Origin of the sequence: Streptomyces nidicola (assembly GCF_050106155.1) — a bacterium.
Classification (GTDB): Bacteria; Actinomycetota; Actinomycetes; order Streptomycetales; family Streptomycetaceae; genus Streptomyces.
Genome location: NZ_JBNBPI010000001.1, coordinates 9,401,184 through 9,425,275, shown reverse-complemented (window position 1 = coordinate 9,425,275; position 24,092 = coordinate 9,401,184). Strand labels below are relative to the sequence as shown.

The following is a 24,092-nucleotide window of genomic DNA, read 5'->3' as shown; positions in this document are numbered from 1 at the left end:
AGCCAGGCCTCGCCTCCGCGGACACCGGTCCAGGTCCCCCACCCTCAGGGCTCAACAGCCGGTCGGGAATGCCCGTCGGCCGCCCGCGAGGCGTGGCGGGCGTTCCCGAGCCCAGACAGTCCTGACTCCAGGAATCCCCCCCGGTCAGCAGCCCTGGCCGCGAGCGCTCGCCGGGCGCCCGCTGCGCTGCCGCTGCCGCACGGAGGCCGGATCGTGTCACACCGCCAGCGTTCCCCCGGCAACCTCCGTGCTACAGACCGGGACCACGAACAGGTTCCGCCACCGCGGCTCCACCATCCGAGACCACGCAAACCCGTCGGGGTAACGCAGCCGTGCTTCCGACATCCACTCTCCAACCCTCCTCACCACGCTCCACACTCCAGCGGGGCCCGAGCCCCCGCCCCATGGCCCACAGACCGGGCAGGCCGCCGCACTTGCTGCCGAGTTGAGCGCCGCCGAGGACGCCGGCGGCGCAGGCAGCCGAGACACACCCCAGGCCCGCCCCCCCCTGACGCTGCGAAACAACCGACCCAACCGGACACCGAAAGCCCACGCTCCCGCCGGGCGGGACCACCTCATCACCGTCGGCACGGTGGACGATGCCGGGGCCGCACTGCACGCCCGGCCCCCGCTGTCCCATCGCGGCCCCTACGCGAGCATGACCGGGTCGCAGCCACAGACCGCCCGACGACCGTACGCATCACGTACCCAACCGCACGTCCCTGCCCGAGAGTTGGGCGCGGATACCCTCGGTCGTGACCGTGATGTCCTGCAGGCGCAGGTCGCCGGGCATGTTCTTGGGGAGCTGTGCCGAGAACTCCATCTTCTGGGCGACCTTCGGCTCCCGCAGCTTCCGCAGGCCCTCGATCAGCGACGGGTCGATGCCGGCGGGCTCGAGCAGCGCGGGGTGATCGGCCAGCGCGTCCAGGGCGCCGCCCTTCATGAGTCGGCCCGGCACGAGCGGTCGGCCCGTGGCCTGTTCGGTTTCGCGTTCGTCCATCTTGTTGATGGTGGGTGCGGTCAGTTGGAGGCCGCCGCCCTTGCCGGGGGTGTAGGTGAGCAGACCCGGGATCACGATCCTGGTGTCTTCCACGGACAGCGCCAGACCCCGGCCGCCGGTCCGCTCCAGGTGTGCGCGGCCACGGATCTCGGCCTTCTTGCCGGCCATCGGGAGGCCCCCCTTGGCCTGCACCGTGTTGGGCTGCCTGCCGGGCGCCAACCTCACCCGGGACACGCCGACTTCACGGTTGAGGTCGTCGAAGGACAGAAACACGTCGCCGCGGACCCTGCTCAGGACGGCGCCCTTCACGGAAGACGAGAGGCTGCCGACGATCCGGATGCTGCCCAAGACGGACACGGCGCAGGTCGAGGCGGAGAGCGTAGACCCCGGCAGGCGTCCACGGATGATTTCTCCGACAACATGGCTGGCAGCCTGCCGGGGCAGGCCGCCGGGCCCGATCGGAAATCTGTAGCCGGTGCGGTGGCCTTGCGGTGCAGCGTCTGGTTGTAGTGCGCTACGCCTCATGAGGAACGTGAGGAAGCAAGGCGTTACTACGTTGGGCGCCCTCCTGCTGTCGGTACCCCTTCTCGCCGCCGCACCGTTACCGTCGGCAGCCGGCACGGACAGGCCGCTGGGTGTCGACCTCGACACGGTGACGATCCCGCAACTGCAGGAACGCATGGCGAAGGGTTCGCTGAGCTCGTCGGCGCTGACCACCGTCTATCTGCAGCGGATCAGAACCATCGATCCCAAGATCCATGCGGTGCTGCGCACCAACCCGACGGCGCTGCGTCAGGCCGCCGCCAGCGACGCCCGACATCGGCGCGGCACCGTCCGCGGACCGCTCGACGGCATCCCCGTGCTGATCAAGGACAACGTGAACACCCGCGGACTGTCCTCGACTGCCGGATCGCTGGCGCTGGCCGGGAAGCCGCCCCAAACCGACGCCGACCTGGTGGCACGGCTGCGGAAGGCCGGGGCGGTCGTCCTCGGCAAGACCAATCTTTCCGAGTGGGCGAACTTCCGTGCAGCGAAGCCGACATCGGGGTGGTCGGCGGTGGGTGGGCAGACCAACAACCCGTACGTACTGGACCGCAACCCCTGCGGGTCCTCCTCCGGTTCAGCCGCAGCGCTCGCCGCGACGCTGACCCAGGTGGCGATCGGCACCGAGACGGACGGCTCCATCGTGTGCCCCGCCGGCATGAACGGGGTGGTCGGCCACAAACCCAGTCTCGGCCTGGTGAGCCAGGACGGCGTAGTCCCGATCTCCGCCGAGCAGGACACCGCGGGTCCCATGGCCCGCAACGTCACCGACACTGCGCTCACCCTGTCGGTGATCCGGGGTGACGCCGACGTGCGCTCCGGCGGCGCTGCCGACCGCACTGACACGCTGGCCGGTCCCGGCGGCCTGCGGGGCAAGCGGATCGGTCTGTGGCGGCTGCCGTCGCTCGGCTCCGATGTGGACGCCCTGATGACCCGTACGGCGAAGAAGCTGCGCGCGGCGGGCGCCACGGTCGTCGAGGTGACTCCGCCATATCAGAAGCGGCTCGCCGACCTCGAATTCCCCGCGCTGCTCAGCGAGTTCCACCGGGACATCGACGCCTACCTCGCATCCCGCGACGGGCCGCGGGATCTCGCCGGGCTCATCGAGTTCAACCGCACCCATCCCCAAGAGCAGACGTGCTTTGCCAGGCAGGAGTTGTTCGAGCAGGCCCTCGCCGCGCCGTCGACCACCACCCCCGAATATCGGGCCATGCGGGCGGAGTTGAAGGATCTCTCCCGGCGTTCCATCGACGAGACCATGGCCGCCCACCGCCTCGACGCCATCGCCTCGCCTACCAACCCACCCGCGTGGACGACCGACTGCGCGCGGGGCGACAACGACGTGATCCCGTCGTCCACCCCGGCGGCCGTTTCCGGATACCCGTCCCTTTCGGTGCCTGCGGGCTTCGTGGGTGAGTTGCCCGTCGGCATCCTGCTGATGGCCGGAGACCATCAGGACGACACCTTGCTGTCGCTCGGCGCGTCGATGGAGTCCCGCCTCGCCGCATGGCGGGCACCGCGCTACCTGCCGTCGGTGGGCAGCAACAGCAGCCGGTGACCTGAGCCCGTACCGTCGGCGCCAAGGGTGGCTCGGATGCGTTCCGGGCCACCCGGCGAGCCGGTGACCCAGGCCGAGCCCTGCCCAAGCGCACGTCGGTGACCAGGTGCGAGACGCGGTGGCCGCCTGGTCACATCGCCCGCGTTCACCTGGATCGGCTAACCAGAGGGACCTCGGCGCGTAATCGGCGGATCGTGGACTCATGCCCCTCTGGTACAGAAGACGCCACCGCCCGCACACACGTGAGACTCAGCGCCTCGCGCACCCCGCCCTGAACCGGATCGCCGTCCTCGAGCACGACCTCCTGGGGATCGAACCCGAACCGGGAACGCCCGCAGCATTCGCCGCCGCCCTGGCCCGGCCCGTCGACCAGGACGCGTGCCCGCACGAGGACGCCATGGACGTCATCCCGCTCGGCCAGGGCCGTTCGACAGGGATGTGCGCGGGCTGCGACATCGACATCATCGAGACCGACGAAGGTCTCTGGGACCGCCCCTGACCTGGCTGCCCCGCCTGCTCGGCGGGTAGATGACCGGGGCCGGCGCCACGGCGCAAACGCATCTCCGACCAGAGAGGAGGAGGAAGGTGCCAAGCGCAGAGTCGCCTCAGGTGGCAAGGATGCCGCCGTCCACAGCCACGTGGCTGCCCGTAGCGAACGAGGACCGGTCGCTCAGCAACCACAGTGCTGCCTCCGCCACCTCATGCGGCTCGGCCATTCGCCTCTGAATCTGACGCGCCACGAACGCCTCCTTCAGCGCCGGTTCGGCCTCTACCGCCGCGTTGATCATCTCCGTGCGCGTGGTGCCCACGACGAGGGAGTTGACCCGGATACCGTGCGCTCCGTACTCGGCGGCCGCCGCCTTCGTCAGCCCCAGGACGGCGTGCTTCGCCGCAACGTAGGGGGATGGTGCACCGGTGGCGATCAGGCCCGCCGAGCTGGCGGTGTTGACGACAGCCCCATGACCGGCGGCCAGCATGACGGGGATCTGACTGCGCAGGCAGTTCCACGTCCCTCGCACGTTGACATCCATGATGCGATCGAAGTCTTCCTGGGGAAGTTCGTGCAAGGGGCCGAAGACAACGCCTGCATACCCGGCGTTGTTGAACGCGCCGTCCAAGCCTCCGAAACGTTCGACAGCCATGGCCACCGCCCGATCGACGTCCTCGGGCCGTGTCACATCGCCGACGCTCCAGGTCGCTCGCCCGCCCGACGCCTCGATCTCCAGCACGAGCTCCTTGAGCTCGTTCTCACGGCGCGCCATCACGACCACGGCCGCCCCCTCGCCCGTGAACAACCGTGCAGCAGCCGCTCCAATACCGCTCGACGCGCCCGAGATCATCACTGTTTTCCCGGCCAGCAATCCGGCCCCGCGCACCGGTGACACCCGCTCATCCATGACGCCGAGTAAACCCGAAACAGTGCCTTTTCACACCAAGTTCAGTGAGAAGAGTGCGATCGCCGCATCAACCGGAATCCGAAACACCGCAGCCCCTCAGCCACCGGTGGCGTGGTCGAGTCACTACACCCGTGACGAGGGGCTTCGTCATGTCACCGCCTTCGATGATCCGGTTCCGTCACCCCTGCGCCACGGGTGAACGAGGCTCGCTGAGACTGCAGCCCACCCGCTCGTACGGGCTGCGAATCGGGAAATAGTTCTCCAGGAACGCGTGCAGCACTGCCTCTTGGACGTTGGCCGGCAGCTCGCTGTCGTGCGTGTCGTTCAGGCAGAACACGTCTCGGTCCCGCTTGGTGAGCAGCTGGGTGAGCAAGGGGTGATCCTGGCGGCGCCCGACGTCGAGATAGCCGCTCGAGAGCTTGCCCGGAACCGAGCGTCCGGTGAGATACGCATAGTAGTGGTGGGCCGTCGAGGCGATCTGAAGGTCGTCCGCCCGCCGGAACTGATTGCTGCGCGTGCGCGCGAACTCGTCGCTCCAGCGTTCCTCCATCTCCGCCAGCACGGATCGCCGCAAGGCATGCGGAGTGTGCTTGAAGGAGTGGACGAGTGTCCGGCCGAACTCTTTCTCGAACAGCCTGCGCACGTTCTGTCCCGCCAGGAAGTGGAATGCCTGCGGGTCTTCGGGCGGACCGAAGGGAATCACGGTCGGCGAGGGAAAGTGCTTGGCCAGACCGTTGGAAAGGAAGAAGTTCTTCTCCCCCAGCGGCTTCCCGAGGAAGACGTCGTCGTTGAAGTACAGGAAGTGCTCGGCGAGCCCTTCGATGCGATGCAGACAGCTCCCGATGGCATGCGAGTTGAAGTTGGGCAGGAACTCGGCCCGCGGGAAGATCTCGCGGTGGTCCACCACAGTGATTCCTGGGTGCTCGGTGTTCAGCCATTCCGGACGCTGATCATCCGTGACCACGTAAACATGTCGCACCCAGGGGGCGAACATGGACAATGACCGCAGCGAATAGCGCAGTTCGTCGCGAGAGCGGAAGCGTGCGGCTGCTGTGGACGACGACGCGCCTTCCCTTGCCTGCCGAGGGGACTCGGACAGTCCCATGGCCTCTGCCTTGCGCAGCCGCCATTTCGGATCGTCGGCGTCGACCCAGCTGTAGACGACGTCGATGGGGAACGTTACGTCGTCCATGTCGTCGCGGGTGTAGTGCTCGAAAGTAGGGTATTCACGCTCACCGACCCGGCAACTTGCCCGCCTCTGCGCCTCGGGAGACAGTGCGTGACCGATGGCTACTGACGGCGGAGGCTGCAGTGTGCCGCTTTCGGCATCGACGCCCCACACCTCCACGTCGCAGCCGTATCTGGGCCCCATTCGCATTGTGCCGCTGGGGGTGACAACCTGTCGAAAGACCCGAAAGCCGCTGACTCCTGAACGATCCATGGTGGGCAGCGCACCTGCGGTCGCGACTCCACCGGGTTTCCCGCGGGCGTCGAGTTGTTCGACGTAGACAGGCTCCGCTTCGAACCGGTCCGCCAGCGTCCGCAACGCTGCCCCGAACCGATCAGCAGTCACCATGACGCGGTGCCGGGAACGCGACCCACGCAGCACCGTGAACGGTTCCCCTGCCCCCGTCAGGGCGTCGGCGACGAGTTGCAGATTGGCATCCCGGACATCGGCGGGCGTCATCCGGTCACTGACGAGTGAGACTCTGCCTCCTGAGCGCACCAATTCGGGACGGGCCGTCATCCACTGCTGCTCCGTCGCATTGATGTCGTGGTCGGCAAGTTGCCGCTCACCGGGGGCGACGGCGGGGGCGAAACCCATACCCCCTGTGGAGGCACGATGGGCCGCGACGCGGTCGGCCTTCGCCCGAGCGTACCCAGGAGCCCGCCGGGCCGCCAGGACGTTCTCGTACAGGACTTCCCACTCGGCCACGACGGCGTCGGTCGAGTAGCGCTTCACGGACTCGAGGCCGGCACGGCCCATTCGATGCCGGGTGTCCGGGTCCTCCATCAGACGCCGCATCCCATCGGCCAGTGCGTGCGCGTCATCCGCAGGTACCAGCAGCCCGTCGACACCGTCGGTGATCACCTCCCCTGGTCCGGTCGGGCAGTCGTAAGAGACGACGGGGACTCCCGCGCCCCAGGATTCGATGATGACCAGTCCCCAGGCTTCGATCTTCGACGGGAGCAGGGAGATGCTCGCCTTGGCGAACTCCTCCGCCACATGGGAGGTCGGCCCGTAGAAGCGCACTCGGTCCTGTACCTCGAGGCTCTGAGCCAACCTGCGCAGCTTCGGCAGATCGGGTCCTTGGCCAAAGATGCGCAGCTCCCATTCCGGGTGATCGGGCAGCACCAGCGCAAACGCTTCGATGGCGTGCTCGACCTGCTTCTCCGGTACCAGTCGGCGCAAGCAGATGATCGCTTTCTCATCCAGTGAAGCGCGCGGCCGGTAGCCATCGGGCAACGAGTTGGGCATCGGCCTGATCACGGGGGCGTTCTCCCCCAGGCCCGACGAGAACCAGTCGGCCGATCGTTGCGTCAGGGGTGCCAGGGCATCCACTTGCGCCGCGAAGCGGAACAGCGGTTCCCCCGTGGCTCCGCGGAGTTCGGAGATGCGGTGCTCCTGGGCGACGAGCGCCACATGTGCCGGGGTCAGCTGCGCTGCGTACGCCAGGAGAGCAGGCGTGCTGGTGACGAGGATCTCCGAGTCGAGCCGCCCCAGCGCGTAGGCCACTTCCGCGTCAGCCAGCGCGTTGAAGGCCGGCTCCCATCGTCTTTCCACATAGCGGCTTGGAGTCCGCTGCAGAGCCGAACAGGCGGCCTCGTCGAGAGTGCTGTTCTCCAGCGGGCGTTGTGCCTCTCCCCGGTCATCGACGAGGTGACGCACCTTGATCCGTGGATCGATCTCGAAGGGAATCTCGTCAGCGGTGCGGAACACCCCGATGACTTCCACTTCGTGACGGCGCGCAAGTCCGCTCGCTTGGGTCAAAATGGCGCACTGTGTGCCTCCCAGACCATCGGCCGAAGTCAGCAAGAACGTAATCTTCACTGTGGGTCTCCCGCGGAAGCGACTGGAACCTGGTGGGCGGGCCGCATGAGGGAGCAGGCGAAGGCGAGACTCCCGGCCGGCGTGTAGTAGTAACGGGCGCGCAGTTGCTTCCCGGAAGGCGAGACGATCAACTGCTGACCGCCTGTGAGGATCGCGCGCGGGCGAACTGCGTCAATGAGCAATTGCCCCACTCGGACGAAAGTGTGCCCTTCCTGCTCTCCTATGCGGAAGTCCCAGATCTGTTCCTGGTCCGACGCCTGCGCGTGCTCGGCCATGGCGTCGAGAGGAAGCGTGTAGCGGAAAACTCCGTCCGCGACCTCGGCGAGCACCGTTTCGGCGCCTTCGCCATTGCGGCGTGCGACGGCAACCGGCAGCGTCCCGCTCCCCAGCCGATTGACTGCCAGGAGCCTTCCGACGACCTCCACTTCGGTGAAGCCCATGCGCACGCTGGTGACTTCGGCCCATGGTCGCGCCGCGCGCACTCGAAGCATCCCGAGCCCCTTCGAATTCTCGACCGCATAGGATCGCCCGGTTGTCTTGCTGGCAGCGAATGGTTGCGTCGGGCCGCCGGCGAGTGCCCGGACCTCTGGGACGGCCAGGGGGTGCCGTCGTGTTGCCGTGTCCGGTGTGGCCGACTGACCGGTGAGTGTGAGGCCGATTTCCCAGAGGCCCTCGGAGATTTCAGTGATGCCGTCTTCCAGTGGCGCCAGTCCGCTCGCCCATACTTCACCGTTCGGCTGCGTCTCGACATCCAGAGGAAACCGGTGTTCTTCGCTTCCTCGAGCCACGGAAAGCGCCGCGGACAGTTCCTCTGGTCCGGTTACCGTCGGCATCTTCACGAGAACGTTGAGGGTTCTGCCGTCGAGGATTTCCAAGTAGTCCGCATTAACGCGGGTTTCACTCACGGCTTTTTGGCGGCGACGTTTCTTCAGGGCGGCTCTCAGTCGATGTCCGCGCCGTACCAGGAAACGCCCCACAGCCAGTTCACGCATCCGCCATGCACCCGTCGGGGACGCACCCTTATTGGATTCTCCCATGAATGACAGTGTAGGTAGGCATGTGCGATTGACTGGGAGGTTTGCGTGCTCGGCATGCCGGGCGACCAGTACACCCAATCAGCCAATCAGACCTCTTTAGGTTGCGGGCACGGGCCGACGCTGACCGCGCACCAAGGCTTTCAGAGAACGCTTACGGGGCACCGTCGGCAACGAGTAGGGGGCGTTCCACCCTGCGGGGAACGAAGAGCCCCCGGGCAGCTCCAGGTTTGTGCGCTCGTCGCATTCCAGGATCGCCCTGAGCCAGGTGCGCATCGTGCGATGGAAGTCGTACGTCAGCGGCTCCGGCGCGAGCAGCCAGTCGCGACCGTGGCTGCTCACGTGCGTGCGGTAGTTCTCCGGGTGCCGTCCGATCCACGGGCTTTCGGCTTGGATCGGGTAGAGCCCGTATCCGAGCTCGGTGACCGCCTTGAGGCTTCGGGCCAGGGACTCATGGTCGGAGCTGGGAAGAATCTCCAGGACGATCCACGGGCGATGCTGTTGCACTGTTCGTAGCGAACCCGCCAGAACCTGCCCTTCCAGCGTCTCCACATCGATCTTGATCAGGTGTGGGCGCAGGGCGACGCGCTCCTCGGTGAAGTCGTCCAACGTGGTGACAGGTACGGTCACCGATTCAGTGTGTCGGCGGTGGGCCGCATTGAGGGAGTTGGAGGACTCCGCCTTGAGCGAGAGGTACAGCTCCGCGCTGCCTGGTGTGTCGGAGACGGCGGAACGGACAATCTCGAACCCGAGTCCGTTGATGTCTCGGATGGCCGCGCAGATCCCGGACGTCTGCGGCGCGGGTTCGAAGGCGTGCACCGACAGCCTGCGGCCGTAGACGGCGTCGATGAGGGCTGCGTACACGCCGATGTGCGCGCCGACGTCGTAGACCGCGCTGCCTTCGGGCGCCCGGTGGGCGACCGCCATCAGGGTTGCCTGTGTCAGGGGCTCGTAGCCGGCCAGCCCGGATCGACGCAACTGCCGCTGCACGGCCGTCTGTTTCCGGCTCATGAAGTTCAACGCACGCGGATACGGGCCTGCTTGGTCGAGTGCCGTCGCGTTGCGCGGAAGTGTGACGACGAGTGGCATCGAGAGATCTCTCTTTCTGCTGATGGGAGCACCCGCGAAGACGCGGGTCCGCCTCTGTATCGGGTGGTCGTGCGGCTCAGGACGTCGAGCGCACCCGGACAGGCACCTGCTGCGGCGACGAGCGCTCGAGCTGCAGCTCATAAGGGCTGGGCGTGGGGTAGTAGCTGTCCAGGAACTCCTGCACAACAGCTGTGCTCGCGTGCGCCTCGCCCTCACAGGTCACGGTGTCGTTGAGGCAGAACACCAGGTGGGTGCGGGCCAGTAGACGCCGTAGCCGGGAAGCAACCCGCGGCTGGGAGATGTCCACGTAGTCGTAGCGGATGGCGCCTGGCACGGCCCTGCCGGTGTGGAAGGCGTAGTAGTGGTGCAGCGAATTGGTGATGGCGATGTCGTCGGGACTGCGGAAGGCGTGCGCGGCGGTGCGTTGGTGTGCTTCTGCGAAGACCTGCTCCACGTCCTGCAGCACGCTGCGTCGCAGTGCGCAGGGGGTGTGTTTCATCTTGCGGGTGATGCTGCTGCCGAATCGAGCTGCCAGCAGATGCCGGTTGGTGACGCCGGCGGCGGACACCGGGATGTCGTCGGCGCCGCTGCTCCCGACGGGCGGCAGCAGCGCCTTGGAGGGGAAGAAGCGGCTCAGTCCGTTGGCGACGAAGAAGTCCTGCGGCAGGGTCGGGCGTCCGAGGAAGACGTCATCGTTGAAGTAGATGAAATGTTCGGCCAGACCGTCGATGTGGTGCAGCTGGCTCTCGATGGCGTGCGAATTGAACGTGGGGAGCACGTCAGGGTCCGTGAAGATCTCTTGGTGATCGACGACGCGGATCTGAGGGTGTGCGGTGTTCAGCCAGCTCGGGACCTGTCGGTCCGTGACGATGTAGATGTTCCGGATCCACGGCGCGTACAGATGCAGTGAGCGCATCGAGTAGCGCAGTTCGTCGCGGTTGAGGTAACGGGCGGCGTTGGCGGCCTCTGGGTGGTATGGCTCGCCCACGGCCGCCGCGCGTCTCTGCTGCCACTGCGGGTCGGACCCGTCAACCCATGTGTAGACCACGTCCACCGGGAAGTCGACATCGTCCGGGAGTGGTTCGGCGAATGCCCGTCGGGTGGGAACCTCTGCGAGTTGTGGCCGGGTGTGCTCCGAGGCGAACCGCGTGAAGTGTCGGCCGGGGCGCTGGATGGCGGGCTCCCGTCGGCTGATCCGTTCACAGCTGAGGTTGTGCCGCGGCGCCACCAGTTCGGTGCCGTCTTCGGAGGGCGTCCACAACTCGATGTCACAACCGAACTTCGGGCCGAGGAGCAGCTCGGCCGATGCCGAGTTCGCGAAGTAGCAAAATACCCGGAAGACCTGTTGTGTGGCCGCACGGCGCCATCCGCTCGCTGCACAGACCGGTTCGCTTGCCTGCTCCTGGAGTTGTTGTCCGCCTGTCGCCCAGGTGAGCTGGAGGGGGATCTGTCCGCTGAGTGCGCGGAGTGCCTGTTCGGCTCGTGTCCGGTCCTCGGAGCAAATTCCCACCGTGGAGGCAGCGTCCATGGTGCCGCGCACCATGAAGTGGTCCACTCCGGCCTCTCGCAGTGCACCGAGTACGGTGTGCAGGTTGTGCTCGCGTGCCTGCATCGGGGTGATGTCCCGGCGCTGCAGTGCGATCCGTACGCCGGCCTCGGTTCGTACGGGGACGTGACCGCCGTCGCCGAGCAATCCCTTGAGCTCGAGCCGGGCGGACAGCCGACGCCACTGCAGTGTTCGCGCCGCGACGGCGGGTCGCTCCAGTTGCTGGCGAAGCCGTTCCCACTCCTCAATGCCGACCCTGGCCCGAACCACGCGACGCAGGCGCAGCGGAATCAGTCTGCGGTACGTGCGCAGCGCTCGGGAGGGAGGGCCGGTGCGGAATTGCGCGCTGGACGGCGCGCTGGGCTTCGACAGGATTTCCTTCGACATTGCACATCCCTGGGCCTGAATTCCGGCCACTGTCGCGACCCCCTCGGACGACTGTAGGAGAAGCGACGTGGGGAGAGCCTGAGCAGGTCATCTCCTTCAGCCGAAAAGTTTCAACACTGTTGGACCGGTCTCTGGTTGACCGGCATGGAGGCATGAAGTGGTGAATCCATCGCAGGAGGAGTCGTCGAGCACAAAAGAAAGATGCTCATTCCATTCCTCCTCTCGTGCGACACGACGAACTCTTGGGTTGACGTGACGCTAACAAGAATGATCGCCGGGGCGGCCTTCTCGGCGTCTTCACGTAACAGAAACACTCGAAACGAGTAAGAAAAGCTCACTGCCGAAACGTCGGACGAACCCTCGGCCCGGTGTACCCGCCGAGCCCCGCGGTGTCTACGGTGGTCCTGAAGTTGGCAGGGCCTGAGGGAATGGCAGGAACCTGAAGGGCCGACAGGAGACGGGTGGAGTGCGGGCCATGGGGGACGAGCGGGCGAGCGGCGCGGGGCGCGGGCGGGTGATCGCCGGGCGGTATCGCGTCGTCGGGCGGCTCGGCAGTGGCGGGATGGGGACCGTCTGGCGGGCCGTCGACGAAAGGCTGGGGCGCGAGGTCGCCGTCAAGGAGCTTCGGGCGTTCGACGGCGCCGACGGGCCCGATCCCGCCGAGCAGCGGTTGCGGATGGAGCGCGAGGCGCGCGCGGCCGCGCGGGTGCGGCATCACGGGGTGGTCGCCGTGCACGACGTCGTCGAGCACGAGGGCCGTCCGGTGATCGTGATGGAGCTGGTGGACGGCGAGTCGCTCCAGGGACTGTTGCAGCGGCGTGGCCCCCTCGACCCCGTGGAGACGGCCCGGATCGGCGCCGAGGTGTTGGACGCGCTCGCGGCCGCGCACCGGGCCGGGGTGTGGCACCGGGACGTCAAGCCCAGCAACATTCTGCTCGAGCACGGTGGCCGGGTCGTGCTCACCGACTTCGGGATCGCCGCGCTCCAGGAGCCGGACGACGGGGCCGCCACACGCATCACGCGCAGTGGCGAGCTGGTGGGTTCGCTGGACTACCTCGCGCCCGAGCAGGCGCGCGGCGGCGACGTGGGGCCCGCCGCGGATGTGTGGGCGCTGGGTGCCTCGTTGTACTCGGCCGTCGAGGGGGCGCCGCCGTTCCGGCGGACCTCCACCTGGTCGACTATCACGGCGATCGTGACGGAACCGCTGCCCGAGCCGCGGCGGGCCGGGCCGCTGGCGCCCGCGCTGGCCGAGCTGTTGGACAAGGATCCGGCGCTGCGGGCCGACGCCGTGCGGGCCGCGCAGTTGTTGAGGGCCACCGCCGCGGGCGAGTCGCCGCCACCCCGGTCCCCCGACACCATGCGGCTGCGCCGGCCGGAGGCAGGGACGGAGACACCGGCGGTGCAGCAGGTGCCGGGGCCTGGTCCCCATGTCTTCGCCGCCGGGGCGTCCCCCGTGGCCGCTCCCCCGCGACAGCCCGGACCGGCCGGCACGGAGACCGTCGGCGCGCGGCGTGGCGACACTCGGCGACGCGGCACCGTCGCCGTCGCGGTCGCCGCGGCGCTGCTCGTCGGGGCCGGCGCCACGTACGTCGTGACCAGCCGGGGCGGCGAGGAGGGGAGCGGGAGTGCGGCGGGGGCCGTCGCCGCAGACCGCTCCGAGTCGGCGGCGCCGCCGTCACGTTCGCCTTCCGACCCGGCGTCCGGTACCCCGTCAGCAGCACCTCCCGCGGGCGGCACTCCCAGCGTCTCCGCGACCGTCACTGCCAGCGCCTCCAAGAGCGCAAGCACCAGCGCCTCCGCGACCGCCGGTCCCAGCGTCTCGGCGAGTGCCACCCCCTCCCCCGCCTGCACCCACATCGGCGGCGGCAAGTCCAACTGCCGCGTGTGGCACTCCGCCACCTCGTACGACTCCCGGCACCGCCCCGTCGGCACCATCCGCCCGGGCACCAACTACTTCTACTGCCAGGTCGAGCGGCCGCAGCGGGAGACCTACGGGGAGTGGACGAACGTGTGGTGGGCGAAGACCGATGACGACAGCGGCAACTCCGGGGTATTCGTCAGCGATGTCTATCTCACCGGCGGGAAGAACGATCAGCCGGTGCCGGGCCTCGCGGTGTGCTGAGGGCGCAACCAGACCCGACCGTGCGCCGCACGCCTCCCGCCTCCCGCCTCCCGCCTCCCGCCTCCCGCCGCATGCCACGCGCCTCGCGCTCTATCGGGAGCCCTCGTTGGTCATAGACTCGACGCGTGACCAATGACGATTCCGCATTCGCAGCAGTGGGCGCGCTGAGCGACCCCGTACGCCGCCGTCTCTACCGCTACGTCGCCGCCCAACCGGACGACGTAGGGCGGGACGCGGCCGCGGAGGCGGTCGGTGTCTCCCGGTCGTTGGCCGCGTTCCACTTGGACAAGCTGGTCGAGGCGGGGCTGCTCGTCGCGTCCTCGCGGCGGCTGTCCGGGCGCACCGGTCCAGGAGCCGGGCGGCCGGCGAAGGTGTACCGGCGCGGGGATGGTGAGCACGCCGTGTCCCTCCCGCCCCGGTCCTACGATTCCGTCGGCCATCTGCTCGCCTCGACCGTGGAGAACGCGGGCCTGGACCGGGAGTTGCAGGAGGCCGCTCGGGCCGCGGGGGCGGCGCAGCCCGACGTGGCCGCCGACGATCTGGTCGACGCGCTGAGCGAGCGCGGCTATCAACCCTATTGGGACGAGGAGACGTTGCGGCTGCGCAACTGCCCCTTCCACGCGCTGGCCGAGGAGTTCCCCGCACTCATCTGCGGGATGAATCTCGCCCTGCTGGAGGGGATTGCACCCGCACCGTGGTCGCCGGTGATGGACGCGCGCCCGGGTGAATGCTGTGTGGCGCTCTGCCGGAGCTCCGGCCAGGACGCCGCCCGCGATCCCGGGCAAGCTTCTAAAACAAATGAGCGTTGACTATAGAAGCGGGCTGGGCCATGCTGAGCCCATGACCGACTTTCACCTGGCGCAGGTCAACATCGGCCGCCTCGTCGCCCCGCTGACCGGACCCGAGCTCGCCGACTTCGTCGCACAGCTCCCCGAGATCAACGCGCTCGCCGACGACAGCCCCGGATTCGTCTGGCGCATGGTCGACGACGCAGGGGCGGACGCCACCGACCTCCGGCCCGACGACAACGACGACATGGTCATCATCAACTGCTCCGTCTGGGAGTCGGTCGAGGCGCTGCGGGCCTTCACGTACCACAGCGACCACCTGCGGGTGCTGAGCCGCCGCCGCGAGTGGTTCCAGCGCATGGCCGAGGCACATCAGGCCCTGTGGTGGGTACCCGCCGGGCACCGTCCGAGCGTCGGCGAGGCCATGGAGCGGGTCGCGCTCGTCCGCGAACACGGCCCCGGGCCCGAGGCGTTCACCTTCCGTGCCCCCTTCCCCGCGCCCGCCGCGACGGCCGGCCGCTGACGCCACACGACGCCGAGGCCCCCTTGCTCCCCCTCCTCACCCCTGCATCTCCGTCAGCATCCGCCACCCCGGCGCGTAGCGCCCGTGCAGGACCAGCGACGCGGCGCCGACCGCCCCGGCCGTCTCGCCGATCAGGCTCGGTTCCACCGTCACTCCGCCGAGCGCGCGGGCCACGGATGTCGTGTTGATGGCCTTGTCGATCTCCTCGCCGAGCACCAGTTCCACCCCGACGAGCGCCTCGCCGCCCAGCACCACGCGGCTCACGTCGAGCAGCGCCACGGCTCCGCGCACCGCCTGACCCATCCGACGCCCCGCCAGGCGCACCACATCGCAGGCCGCCCCGTCCCCCGCGCCCGCCGCGCGCCGCAGCAGTCTCCAGTCGGCGCGTACCGCGTCCGGGGCGCCGCTGAGGCCGATGCGGCGCGCGGCGGCATCGCCGTGCCGGGTGAACAGGTCCTCGACCAGCGCGGCGGGGTTGCAGTACGGGCCCAGGCATCCGTTGCTACCGCAATCGCAGCGGCGGTCGCCCGGCTCGGTCTGGGCGTGGCCGATCTCGCCCGCGTTGCCCGAATCGCCGCGCAGGACGTGGCTGCCCAGCATCACGCCCGCGCCGATCCCCGCGCCCATGTACAGGTAGAGGAAGCCGTCCGCGCGTTTCTCGCCGCCGATCCAGCGCTCGCCGATCGCCGCGGCCGTCGCGTCGTTGTCCATCGCCACCGGCATACCGATCGCCCGTGCGAACATGTCGAGCAGGGGTACGCGCCGCCAGCCGTCGAAGTTCGGCGGGTCCACCACCGCGCCCGCCTCCCCGTCGATCGGACCCGGCGCCGCGATGCCCAGGCCCAGCAGCCGGCCCCGGTCGATCGCGGCGCGCTCCGGCAGCCGCAGCGCGACCCGCGCCACCCGGTCGACCACCTCGGCGGGATCGCTGGGTCGCGGCAGCGTGAAGCGGCGGCTGAGCAAGATCGATCCGGCCAGGTCCACGAGGACGATCACGGCGGCGTCCGGATCGAGGTGCACCCCGAGGGCGTAGGCACCGTCGGCGCGCGGGGTGAGCAGGGTGCGGCGTTTGCCGCCGCTGGAGGGCGCGTGGCCCGACTCCGCGATCAGGCCCTCGTCGAGCAGTCGGCGTACGACGTTGGACACCGTCTGGTTGGTCAGGCCCGTCAGTGGGCCCAACTCGACGCGGCTCACCGGCCCCTTGGTGCGGATGGCGGCCAGGACCACCGCCTGGTTGTAGCCACCCACCCTCGGCAGGTTCGTGCCGCTGCGCGCCATGGCGTTCCCCCCTTCGGGCAAGTCCGCCCCGGCGCCCTCGCCAACTCGTGGCCGGCGCACCGGGTTTCGGCGTCGAGATTATGCAGCAGGCGTTGACTTAGTCCATCCATTGGATTTAGGTAATCGCCAACGCAACACGCACGACGCGCACCACGCCCGCATCGTCGGTGGCTTCCGCATCGCCACCCGACCGGTGCATCGCAACACCTCTGGTACCGCCTGCAGTTGAGCGCCCGTCCTCGGGCGTCGAGCCGCCACTTCCTGGAGGAACCCCTTGCGCAAGAAGCTTTTCGCCGCCCTCGCCGTCACCATCGCGACAACGTTGTCCGCAACCGCTTGCGGTGGTTCCGGATCCTCCGCCGGTGGCGACTCGATCAAGGTCGTCTACTGGCAGCACCTGGACCAGAACGACCACAAGCAGCAGAAATTCCTCGCCTCGATGAAGAAATCGTTCGAGAAGGCGCACCCGGGCAAGAAGGTCCAGATCGTTCCGGTCACGGCCTCCGAGAACGACTACTACACGAAGATCCAGCTGATGATGCGCTCGCCATCGACCGCGCCCGACCTGGTCTACGAGGACACCGCGCTGATCAACTCCGATATCGCGAGCGGCTATCTCAAACCACTCGACGAGTACGTGTCCAAGTGGTCGGACTGGGGCAAGTTCGCGAAGGCCGCCAAGGACGCCGTCTCCTCCCCCACCGACGGCAAGACGTACGCCGTCCCGGACGACACCGACACCCGGGGCATCTGGTACAACCAGAAGCTGTTGAAGAAGGCGGGCGTCAAGACGCCCTGGCAGCCGAAGAGTTGGCAGGATCTCCTCGACACCGCGCGCACGCTGAAGAAGAAGCTGCCTGGTGTCATCCCGATGAATCTCTACACCGGTCAGGCCGGCGGTGAGCAGTCCACCATGCAGGGCCTGGAGATGCTGCTGTACGGGACCGATGCCGCCGGCGACTCCCTGTACGACGCCAAGAAGAAGAAGTGGATCGTCGGCTCGCAGGGCTTCAAGGACGCGCTGAAGTTCGTGCACACCGTGTACGACGAGGATCTGGGCCTGGACAAGTCCACCGCGCTCGGGCCCAACGCGGGCACCGAGGTGGGTACGAAGCTGCTGCCGAAGAGCAAGCTCGCCATCAACATCGACGGTTCCTGGATGGCCAACAACTGGCTGAAGACCGGACCGAGCCCGTGGCCCGACTGGGCGAAGACGATGAAGCCCGCTGCCATGCCGACCCAGCACGGTCAGGCGCCCGGCAAGGTCAGCATGTCCGGCGGCTGGGCCTGGTCCATTCCGTCGAAGGCCAAGAATCCCGATCTGGCCTGGCAGTTCACCAAGGCGATCAAGAACAAGGACAACTCGGTGAAGTGGAACATCATCGAGTCCACGACCGCCGTGCGCACGGACGTGGCCGCCGACCCGAAGTACCTCGGCGCCACGCCGACCAACAAGTTCTTCACCGACCTGGTGAAGTACACCCACTTCCGTCCGGCGCTGCCGAAGTACCCGCAGGTCTCCAACGCCGTCACCAAGGCCATGGAGTCCGTGACCACCGGGCAGGCCTCTGTGGGCGAGGCCGCCAAGACGTATGACGAGGATGTGGCCACGGCCGTCGGTCCCGACGCCACCGTCAAGGGCGCCCGATGAAGTCGGCCGTCGCCACTGCCGGTTCCACCGCTCCCGGTGGGCGCGCCGCCGCGAGTCGCTCACTGCTGCGCGGGATGCCGCTGCTGCCGTCGGTCGTCCTGCTGGCCGTGTTCCTGGCCGGGCCGATCCTGTACTGCGTCTACGACGCGTTCACCGACGCCCAGTTGACGGGTGCCGCCGAGACGAACTTCGTCGGCTTCGACAACTTCACGCGGGCGCTCGACGATCCGAACTTTCTCAACGCCCTGTGGCTGACCCTGGTGTTCGTCGTCGGCTCCGCCGTCATCGGGCAGAACACGCTGGGCCTGAGCCTCGCGGTCATGGCGGAGAAGGCCACCAAGCCGCTGCGTACGCTGACCAATGGTGTCGTGATCGCGGCCTGGGTGCTGCCGGAGGTGGTCGCCGGGTATCTGATGTACGCGTTCTTCTACAAGCAGGGCGCGCTCAACGACGTCCTCGGCTTCCTGGGGCTGCCGCGGCAGAACTGGCTGTACACCCTGCCGATTCTCGCGGTGTGTCTCGCCAATGTGTGGCGCGGCACCGCGTTCTCGATGATGGTGTACTCCGCCGCGCTCAACGAGGTGCCGCGCGAGCTGGTCGAGGCCGCGGAGATGGACGGCGCGGGTGTGTGGCACCGGCTGTGGCACGTGACGCTGCCGGTGATCCGCCGCACCATCATGACCAATCTGATGCTGATCACTCTGCAGACGCTGTCCGTGTTCGGTCTCATCTACGCGATGACGCGCGGCGGGCCCGGCAACAAGAGCCAGACCCTGCCGGTGTTCATGTACCAGCAGGCCTTCCAGAACAGCATGATCGGCTACGGCACCGCGATCGCGCTGGTGCTGCTGGTCGTGGGCGCACTGTTCTCCGTCGTGTATCTGAAGCTGCTCAAGGTGGAGGAGGACTGATGGCCACCACCGATCTGCGGCCCGCAGCCGCGTCCGGCCGCGCCGACGGCGGCGCCCGGCCGTCTCCCGCGACGGGCACGGCACACCGCCGGATCCGTCCCGGACGTATCGCCGTCAATGTCGTCCTGCTGGTGATCAGCCTGCTGTTCGTGCTGCCGCTGGTGTGGATGGTGTTCGCGTCGTTCAGCTCGACGGCCAGCTTCGAGCTGAGCGTGCCCTCGCCGCCGACGCTGGACAACTTCCACGCCATCATGAACGCGGAGACCACGTACCGGCCGCTGCTCAACGGGCTGCTACTGTGCGGCGGGGCGACCCTGCTGTGCGTGGTGACGTCGATCCTGGCCGCGTATCCGCTCTCGCGCTACCGCTCCCGGCTGCGCCGCCCGTTCCTGTACACCGTGCTGTTCACCACGGGGCTGCCCATCACCGCCGTGATGATCCCCGTGTACAGCATGTTCGTGCAGGTCGAGCTGATCGACTCGATGTTCGCGACGACGCTGTTCCTGGCGGCCTCCGCGCTGCCGATCGGGATCTGGCTGATGAAGAACTTCATGGACGGGGTGCCCATCGTCCTGGAGGAGGCCGCGCGGATCGACGGTGCGAACGCCATGCAGTCGCTGGGCCGCGTGGTGCTGCCGCTGATGTGGCCGGGTGTCACCGTCGTCACCGTGTTCACCTTCATCAGCATGTGGGGCAACTTCTTCGTGCCGTTCGTGCTGCTGCTGTCGCCGGAGAAGCTGCCGGCGTCGGTGAGTGTGTTCACGTTCCTCAGCGCCCATGACCAGACGCAGTACGGGCAGCTGGCCGCGTTCGTTCTCCCTCGTGTACACGCTGCCCGTGGTGATGCTGTACCTGCTGCTGACCCGCAAGCTGGGCGGCGGGTTCGCCCTCGGCGGCGCCCTCAAGGGCTGAGTCCGCACCCCTGGGAGGGGCCAACTCCCCTCCCGAGCAGTCCTGTTCCACGCTCTTCGAAAGGTGTTCTGTGCACTCCGACCGCGACATCGTCCAGCGCCGCCTCCGACGCGTCCTCGACGAACGCATCCGGCCCGCCGTCCACGCCACCTCCGTCCCCCTGGAGATCGGCATCTGGCAGGTGCCGGGCGAGCCCGTCCCGGTGGCCGAGGGCCTCGCCGCCGACTACCGGCCCACCGAGGTGGGCGCGCCCTGGGGTCCCGCCTGGACCACCAACTGGTTCAAGGTCAGCGGCCGCGTCCCCGAGGAGTGGGCCGGGCGGCGCGTGGAGGCCCTCGTCGACCTCGGCTTCGGCACCACCGAGCCGGGCTTCTCCGCCGAGGGACTGGCGTACCGGCCCGACGGCACGGCCGTGAAGGCGCTGAACCCGCGCAACACCTGGCTGCCGGTGGCCGAAGCGGCCGTCGGTGGCGAGGAGTTCGTCTGCTACGTCGAGGCCGCCGCGAACCCGCTCGTGATGCACTCGGGGCCCGAGGACCGCACCTTCGCGATCACGCCGCTCGGCGGTCGCGCCCCGTGGCTGGACGAAGAGGGTGCCTCGAACGGTGAGCCGATCTACCGGCTGCGCCGCCTCGACCTGGCCGTCTTCGACGCGGAGGTCTACGACCTCGTCCACGACATGGAGGTCCTCGACCAGCTGATGCGGGAGCTGCCCGAGCAGTCGCCGCGCCGCTGGCAGATCCTGCGGGCGCTGTCCTCGGCGCTTGACGCCGTGGACCTCCAGGACATCGGCGGCACCGCGGCCGCCGCCCGCGAGATCCTCGCCCCCGCCCTCGCCCCGGGGGCCGCGGCCGGCGAGCACCGTATCTCGGCGATCGGGCACGCCCACATCGACACGGCGTGGCTGTGGCCGCTGCGCGAGACCGTGCGCAAGGTCGCGCGCACCGTCTCCAACGTCACCCAACTGATGGACGAGCACCCGGAGTTCCGCTTCGTGATGTCCCAGGCGCAGCAGCTGGCCTGGCTCAAGGAGCACCGGACCGAGGTGTACGAGCGGGCCCAGGAGAAGGCGAAGACGGGGCAGTTCGTGCCGACGGGCAGCCTGTGGGTGGAGCCGGACACCAACATCACCGGGGGTGAGGCGCTGGCCCGGCAGTTCATCCACGGGAAGCGGTTCTATCTCGACGAGTTCGGTGTCGAGACCGAGGACATGTGGCTGCCGGACACCTTCGGTTACAACGCGGCGATGCCGCAGCTGATGAAGCTGGCCGGGGTGCGCTGGTTCCTCACGCAGAAGATCTCGTGGAACACCACGAACAAGTTCCCGCACCACACGTTCTGGTGGGAGGGCATCGACGGCACCCGTATCTTCAGCCACTTCCCGCCGGTCGACACGTACAACAGTGACCTGTCGGGCGCGGAGGTCGCGCACAGTGTGCGCAACTTCCAGGACAAGGGCGCGGCGAACCGTTCGCTGGCCCCGTTCGGCTACGGCGACGGTGGTGGCGGCCCCACCCGCGAGATGCTCGCGCGTGCCGAGCGCCTCGCGGACCTGGAGGGTTCGGCGCGCGTCGAGATCGAGAAGCCCGGCGACTTCTTCGCCAAGGCACTGGAGGAGTATCCGGACGCGCCGGTGTGGGTGGGCGAGCTGTACCTGGAGTTCCACCGGGGCACGCTCACCAGTCAGATCGCCACCAAGCAGGGCAACCGGCGCAGCGAACATCTGCTGCGGGAGGCCGAGTTGTGGGCGGCGACGGCGGCGCTGCGCACGGGGGCGGCGTACCCGTACGAGGCGATCGACCGGCTGTGGAAGACGGTGCTGCTGCACCAGTTCCACGACATCCTGCCGGGTACGTCGATCGCGTGGGTGCACCGGGAGGCGGAGGAGACGTACCGTCAGGTCGCCGCCGAACTGGGTGAGTTGATCGCGTCGGCGCAGACCGCTCTCGCGGGGCCGGCCTCAGAGGACGGCTCGCGGGTCGTCTTCAACGCCGCTCCGCACGCCCGCGCGGGCGCCGCCGCCCTGGGCACGACGGTGCGCCGCGAGCCGGAGTCGGTCACGGTCGCCCCGCAGCCACGGGACGGCGGATTCGTCCTGGACAACGGCCTGGTCCGGGTCGTGATCGACGAGCGGGGCCTGGTCACCTCGGCGTACGACATCGAGGGCGAGCGGGAGGCGCTGCCGCCGGGGGCGGTGGCGAACCTGCTCCAGCTGCACCAGGACTTCCCGAACCAGTGGGACGCCTGGGATCTGGACGCCTTCTACCGCAACACCGTGACGGATCTGACGGCCGCGGAGTCGGTGTCCGTCGTGGACGGCGGCGTCCGTGTCGTGCGCGCCTTTGGTGACTCGCGTATCGAGCAGACCCTCGCGCTCGCGCCGGGCTCCCGTCGGCTGGACGTCGACACGGTCCTCGACTGGCACGAGACGGAGAAGCTGCTCAAGGTGGCGTTCCCGCTGGACGTGCGGGCCGGGCACTCCACGGCGCAGGTGCCCTTCGGGCACGTCGAGCGGCCCACGCACACCAACACCAGCTGGGACGCCGCCAAGTTCGAGGTGTGCGCGCACCGTTTCCTGCACGTCGGCGAGCGGGGCTGGGGCGCGGCCCTGGTCAACGACTCGACGTACGGGCACGATGTCACGCGTGACGTCCGCGAGGACGGCGGCACCACGACGACGGTCCGGCTGTCGCTTGCCCGCGCGCCGCGCTTCCCCGACCCGGACACCGACCAGGGCACGCACCGGCTGCGCTACGCCCTGTTGATCGGCGCGGACGTCGACGACGCGATCCGCGAGGGCTACCACCTCAACCTGCCCGAGCGGGCGGTGTCCGGCTCGGCGGAGGTGGCACCGCTGGTCGCCGTCGACAACCCCGCCGTGGTGGTCGAGGCGGTGAAGCTCGCCGACGACCGCTCTGGCGACGTCGTGGTCCGCCTGTACGAGTCCCGGGGCGCCCGCGCCACGGCTCTCCTGACCCCCGGTTTCCGCCTCGCCTCGGCGACGGCCACGGACCTGCTGGAGCGCCCGCGCGCCGCCGACGAGCCCGCGTGCGAGGTCACGGACGACGGGGTGCGGCTGCGGTTGCGGCCGTTCCAGATCCTGACGGTGCGGCTCGCGGCCGTACAGGACTGAGTACGCGGCAGGTGTGACGGGGCCCCGCGTGAGTGTGCGCGGGGCCCCGTCCTTCCGAGAACTCGACGACCAGGAGGTTCATCCGACATGGAGCACAACGACCGGCAGGCGCACGGGCGTCGCGGCATGCTCAAGGCCTCGGCGACCGTGGTCGGCGCGGCGCTCACCGGGTCGCTCGCCGGTGCGGGCGGCGCCGCGGCCGCGGACAAGCCCGAACGGTTCCCGCGTGGTCCCGCGACCTTCCCCTTGGGGCCGTTCACCAAGAGCGACGCGAATCCGATTCTGCGGCCCGAGCCCGCGCACGACTGGGAGTCGGCGTATCTGTACAACCCCTGCGCCCTCGTGGTGGGCGGCAGGATCGCGTTGCTGTACCGGGCGCAGAACAAGGCGAAGAGGTCGAGCATCGGGCTCGCCTGGAGCGATGACGGCATCACGTTCCGGCGCAGGGCCGAGCCGGTGCTCGCGCCGAGCGAGCCGTACGAGCTGCCGGGCGGGTGCGAGGATCCGCGGGTGGTGCACATCGGTGACACCTTCTACATGACGTACACCGGCTACGACGGGACGAGCGCGCTGCTGTGCCTGGCGACGTCGAAGGACCTGGTGCACTGGGAGAAGCACGGGCCGCTGTTCCCCGAGTTGCACGACCCGATCCATGGTGACAAGCCCTGGAACAAGTCGGGTGCCGTCCTCAGTACGCCCATCGACGGCACGTACTGGATGTACTTCGGTGAGTCCAATGTCTTCTGGGCCCGGTCGAAGGATCTGATCCACTGGGAGACCGTCGGGAACGACGATCCGGTGGCGAAGCCCGTGCACCCCTGGGAGGGGTCCCTGATCGAGCCCGGTCCGCCGCCGCTGCGCACGGACGACGGACACATCCTGCTCGTCTACAACGCCCGCTCGGACGGCAAGGGCGGGTACACCAAGGGCCAGTACTCCACCGGGCAGCTCCTCATCGACCCGGCCGACCCGACCAAGGCGGTGGCCAGGCTGGAGCGGCCGTTCCTCGTTCCGACGTCGGCGGACGAGCAGGATGGCCAGGTCAACCACGTGGTGTTCACCGAGGGGTTGGTGCGGTTCCGCGATGCCTGGTTCCTCTATTACGGCATGGCGGATTCGGTGCTCGGTGTCGCGGTGTGGCGGCCCGGGCCCGCGGCCTGACGGTGCC

General features: G+C 68.6%; 16 protein-coding genes and 1 pseudogene. 10 read left to right on the top strand and 7 right to left on the bottom strand.

What is annotated here, in order from left to right; all coding sequences use genetic code 11:
• Positions 1-700 precede the first annotated feature (700 nt).
• A complete protein-coding gene (locus ACOKM3_RS42400) occupies positions 701-1,348 on the bottom strand; it encodes a DUF2993 domain-containing protein (RefSeq protein WP_426906648.1) in 648 nt (215 codons plus the stop codon).
• A 175-nt stretch (positions 1,349-1,523) separates the two neighbouring features.
• Here ACOKM3_RS42400 and ACOKM3_RS42395 point away from each other — a divergent pair, with 175 nt between their 5' ends.
• Together ACOKM3_RS42395 and ACOKM3_RS42390 are read left to right on the top strand one after the other, a co-directional pair.
• Positions 1,524-3,101, top strand: a complete 1,578-nt coding sequence (locus ACOKM3_RS42395) for an amidase family protein (protein ID WP_426906647.1) — start codon at positions 1,524-1,526, stop codon at positions 3,099-3,101.
• Positions 3,102-3,303: 202 nt separating this feature from the next.
• Complete coding sequence (locus ACOKM3_RS42390) at positions 3,304-3,600, top strand: hypothetical protein (RefSeq protein WP_426906646.1); 297 nt, start codon at positions 3,304-3,306, stop codon at positions 3,598-3,600.
• 106 nt (positions 3,601-3,706) lie between these two features.
• On the opposite strand, the gene ACOKM3_RS42385 is transcribed toward ACOKM3_RS42390, so the two are convergent.
• The 5 genes from ACOKM3_RS42385 to ACOKM3_RS42365 all read right to left on the bottom strand — a co-directional run bounded on the left by ACOKM3_RS42385 (position 3,707) and on the right by ACOKM3_RS42365 (position 11,636).
• Positions 3,707-4,498: an SDR family NAD(P)-dependent oxidoreductase gene (locus ACOKM3_RS42385; protein ID WP_426906645.1), complete on the bottom strand. Its 792-nt coding sequence runs from the start codon at positions 4,496-4,498 to the stop codon at positions 3,707-3,709.
• 178 nt (positions 4,499-4,676) lie between these two features.
• Positions 4,677-7,550, bottom strand: a complete 2,874-nt coding sequence (locus ACOKM3_RS42380) for a stealth conserved region 3 domain-containing protein (RefSeq protein WP_426906644.1) — start codon at positions 7,548-7,550, stop codon at positions 4,677-4,679.
• Positions 7,547-8,587: a hypothetical protein gene (locus ACOKM3_RS42375; protein ID WP_426906643.1), complete on the bottom strand. Its 1,041-nt coding sequence runs from the start codon at positions 8,585-8,587 to the stop codon at positions 7,547-7,549. Before ACOKM3_RS42375 ends, ACOKM3_RS42380 begins: the two co-directional genes overlap by 4 nt.
• A gap of 96 nt (positions 8,588-8,683) precedes the next feature.
• Complete coding sequence (locus ACOKM3_RS42370) at positions 8,684-9,673, bottom strand: FkbM family methyltransferase (protein ID WP_426906642.1); 990 nt, start codon at positions 9,671-9,673, stop codon at positions 8,684-8,686.
• Between the two features lie 76 nt (positions 9,674-9,749).
• On the bottom strand, positions 9,750-11,636 hold the full coding sequence (locus tag ACOKM3_RS42365) for a stealth family protein (RefSeq protein WP_426906641.1): 1,887 nt from the start codon (positions 11,634-11,636) through the stop codon (positions 9,750-9,752).
• A gap of 445 nt (positions 11,637-12,081) precedes the next feature.
• Between ACOKM3_RS42365 and ACOKM3_RS42360 the strand changes: the two genes are divergently transcribed.
• The 3 genes from ACOKM3_RS42360 to ACOKM3_RS42350 all read left to right on the top strand — a co-directional run bounded on the left by ACOKM3_RS42360 (position 12,082) and on the right by ACOKM3_RS42350 (position 15,039).
• Positions 12,082-13,728: a serine/threonine-protein kinase gene (locus ACOKM3_RS42360; protein ID WP_426906640.1), complete on the top strand. Its 1,647-nt coding sequence runs from the start codon at positions 12,082-12,084 to the stop codon at positions 13,726-13,728.
• A 125-nt stretch (positions 13,729-13,853) separates the two neighbouring features.
• Positions 13,854-14,537 carry a helix-turn-helix transcriptional regulator gene (locus tag ACOKM3_RS42355; protein WP_426906639.1) on the top strand — a complete coding sequence of 228 codons (684 nt, stop codon included), beginning with the start codon at positions 13,854-13,856 and terminating at the stop codon, positions 14,535-14,537.
• 31 nt (positions 14,538-14,568) lie between these two features.
• A complete protein-coding gene (locus ACOKM3_RS42350) occupies positions 14,569-15,039 on the top strand; it encodes a DUF3291 domain-containing protein (protein WP_426906638.1) in 471 nt (156 codons plus the stop codon).
• A 36-nt stretch (positions 15,040-15,075) separates the two neighbouring features.
• On the opposite strand, the gene ACOKM3_RS42345 is transcribed toward ACOKM3_RS42350, so the two are convergent.
• A complete protein-coding gene (locus tag ACOKM3_RS42345; protein WP_426906637.1) occupies positions 15,076-16,317 on the bottom strand; it encodes an ROK family transcriptional regulator in 1,242 nt (413 codons plus the stop codon).
• A 274-nt stretch (positions 16,318-16,591) separates the two neighbouring features.
• Between ACOKM3_RS42345 and ACOKM3_RS42340 the strand changes: the two genes are divergently transcribed.
• The 5 genes and pseudogenes from ACOKM3_RS42340 (at position 16,592) to ACOKM3_RS42320 (ending at position 24,085) form a co-directional block, all read left to right on the top strand.
• A complete protein-coding gene (locus tag ACOKM3_RS42340) occupies positions 16,592-17,968 on the top strand; it encodes an extracellular solute-binding protein (RefSeq protein ID WP_426906636.1) in 1,377 nt (458 codons plus the stop codon).
• On the top strand, positions 17,965-18,879 hold the full coding sequence (locus ACOKM3_RS42335) for a carbohydrate ABC transporter permease (RefSeq protein WP_426906635.1): 915 nt from the start codon (positions 17,965-17,967) through the stop codon (positions 18,877-18,879). Before ACOKM3_RS42340 ends, ACOKM3_RS42335 begins: the two co-directional genes overlap by 4 nt.
• A pseudogene (locus ACOKM3_RS42330) lies at positions 18,879-19,791 on the top strand (carbohydrate ABC transporter permease). The gene ACOKM3_RS42335 and the pseudogene ACOKM3_RS42330 overlap by 1 nt, the downstream one beginning before the upstream one ends.
• A gap of 70 nt (positions 19,792-19,861) precedes the next feature.
• Positions 19,862-22,924, top strand: coding sequence for an alpha-mannosidase (locus ACOKM3_RS42325; RefSeq protein ID WP_426906634.1), 3,063 nt, complete (start codon positions 19,862-19,864; stop codon positions 22,922-22,924).
• A gap of 87 nt (positions 22,925-23,011) precedes the next feature.
• Positions 23,012-24,085 (top strand): glycoside hydrolase family 130 protein, encoded by a 1,074-nt coding sequence (locus ACOKM3_RS42320; RefSeq protein WP_426906633.1) that lies wholly within the window; start codon positions 23,012-23,014, stop codon positions 24,083-24,085.
• The last annotated feature ends 7 nt before the right edge of the window (positions 24,086-24,092 follow it).

Bases quoted from the DNA above. Each gene is read 5' to 3' on its own strand.
- ACOKM3_RS42395 (WP_426906647.1), top strand. From the start codon at position 1,524: ATGAGGAACGTGAGGAAGCAAGGCGTTACTACGTTGGGCGCCCTCCTG.
- ACOKM3_RS42335 (WP_426906635.1), top strand. From the start codon at position 17,965: ATGAAGTCGGCCGTCGCCACTGCCGGTTCCACCGCTCCCGGTGGGCGC.
- ACOKM3_RS42370 (WP_426906642.1), bottom strand. From the start codon at position 9,673: ATGCCACTCGTCGTCACACTTCCGCGCAACGCGACGGCACTCGACCAA.
- ACOKM3_RS42345 (WP_426906637.1), bottom strand. From the start codon at position 16,317: ATGGCGCGCAGCGGCACGAACCTGCCGAGGGTGGGTGGCTACAACCAG.
- ACOKM3_RS42350 (WP_426906638.1), top strand. From the start codon at position 14,569: ATGACCGACTTTCACCTGGCGCAGGTCAACATCGGCCGCCTCGTCGCC.
- ACOKM3_RS42375 (WP_426906643.1), bottom strand. From the start codon at position 8,587: ATGGGAGAATCCAATAAGGGTGCGTCCCCGACGGGTGCATGGCGGATG.
- ACOKM3_RS42385 (WP_426906645.1), bottom strand. From the start codon at position 4,498: ATGGATGAGCGGGTGTCACCGGTGCGCGGGGCCGGATTGCTGGCCGGG.
- ACOKM3_RS42390 (WP_426906646.1), top strand. From the start codon at position 3,304: ATGCCCCTCTGGTACAGAAGACGCCACCGCCCGCACACACGTGAGACT.
- ACOKM3_RS42360 (WP_426906640.1), top strand. From the start codon at position 12,082: ATGGGGGACGAGCGGGCGAGCGGCGCGGGGCGCGGGCGGGTGATCGCC.
- ACOKM3_RS42320 (WP_426906633.1), top strand. From the start codon at position 23,012: ATGGAGCACAACGACCGGCAGGCGCACGGGCGTCGCGGCATGCTCAAG.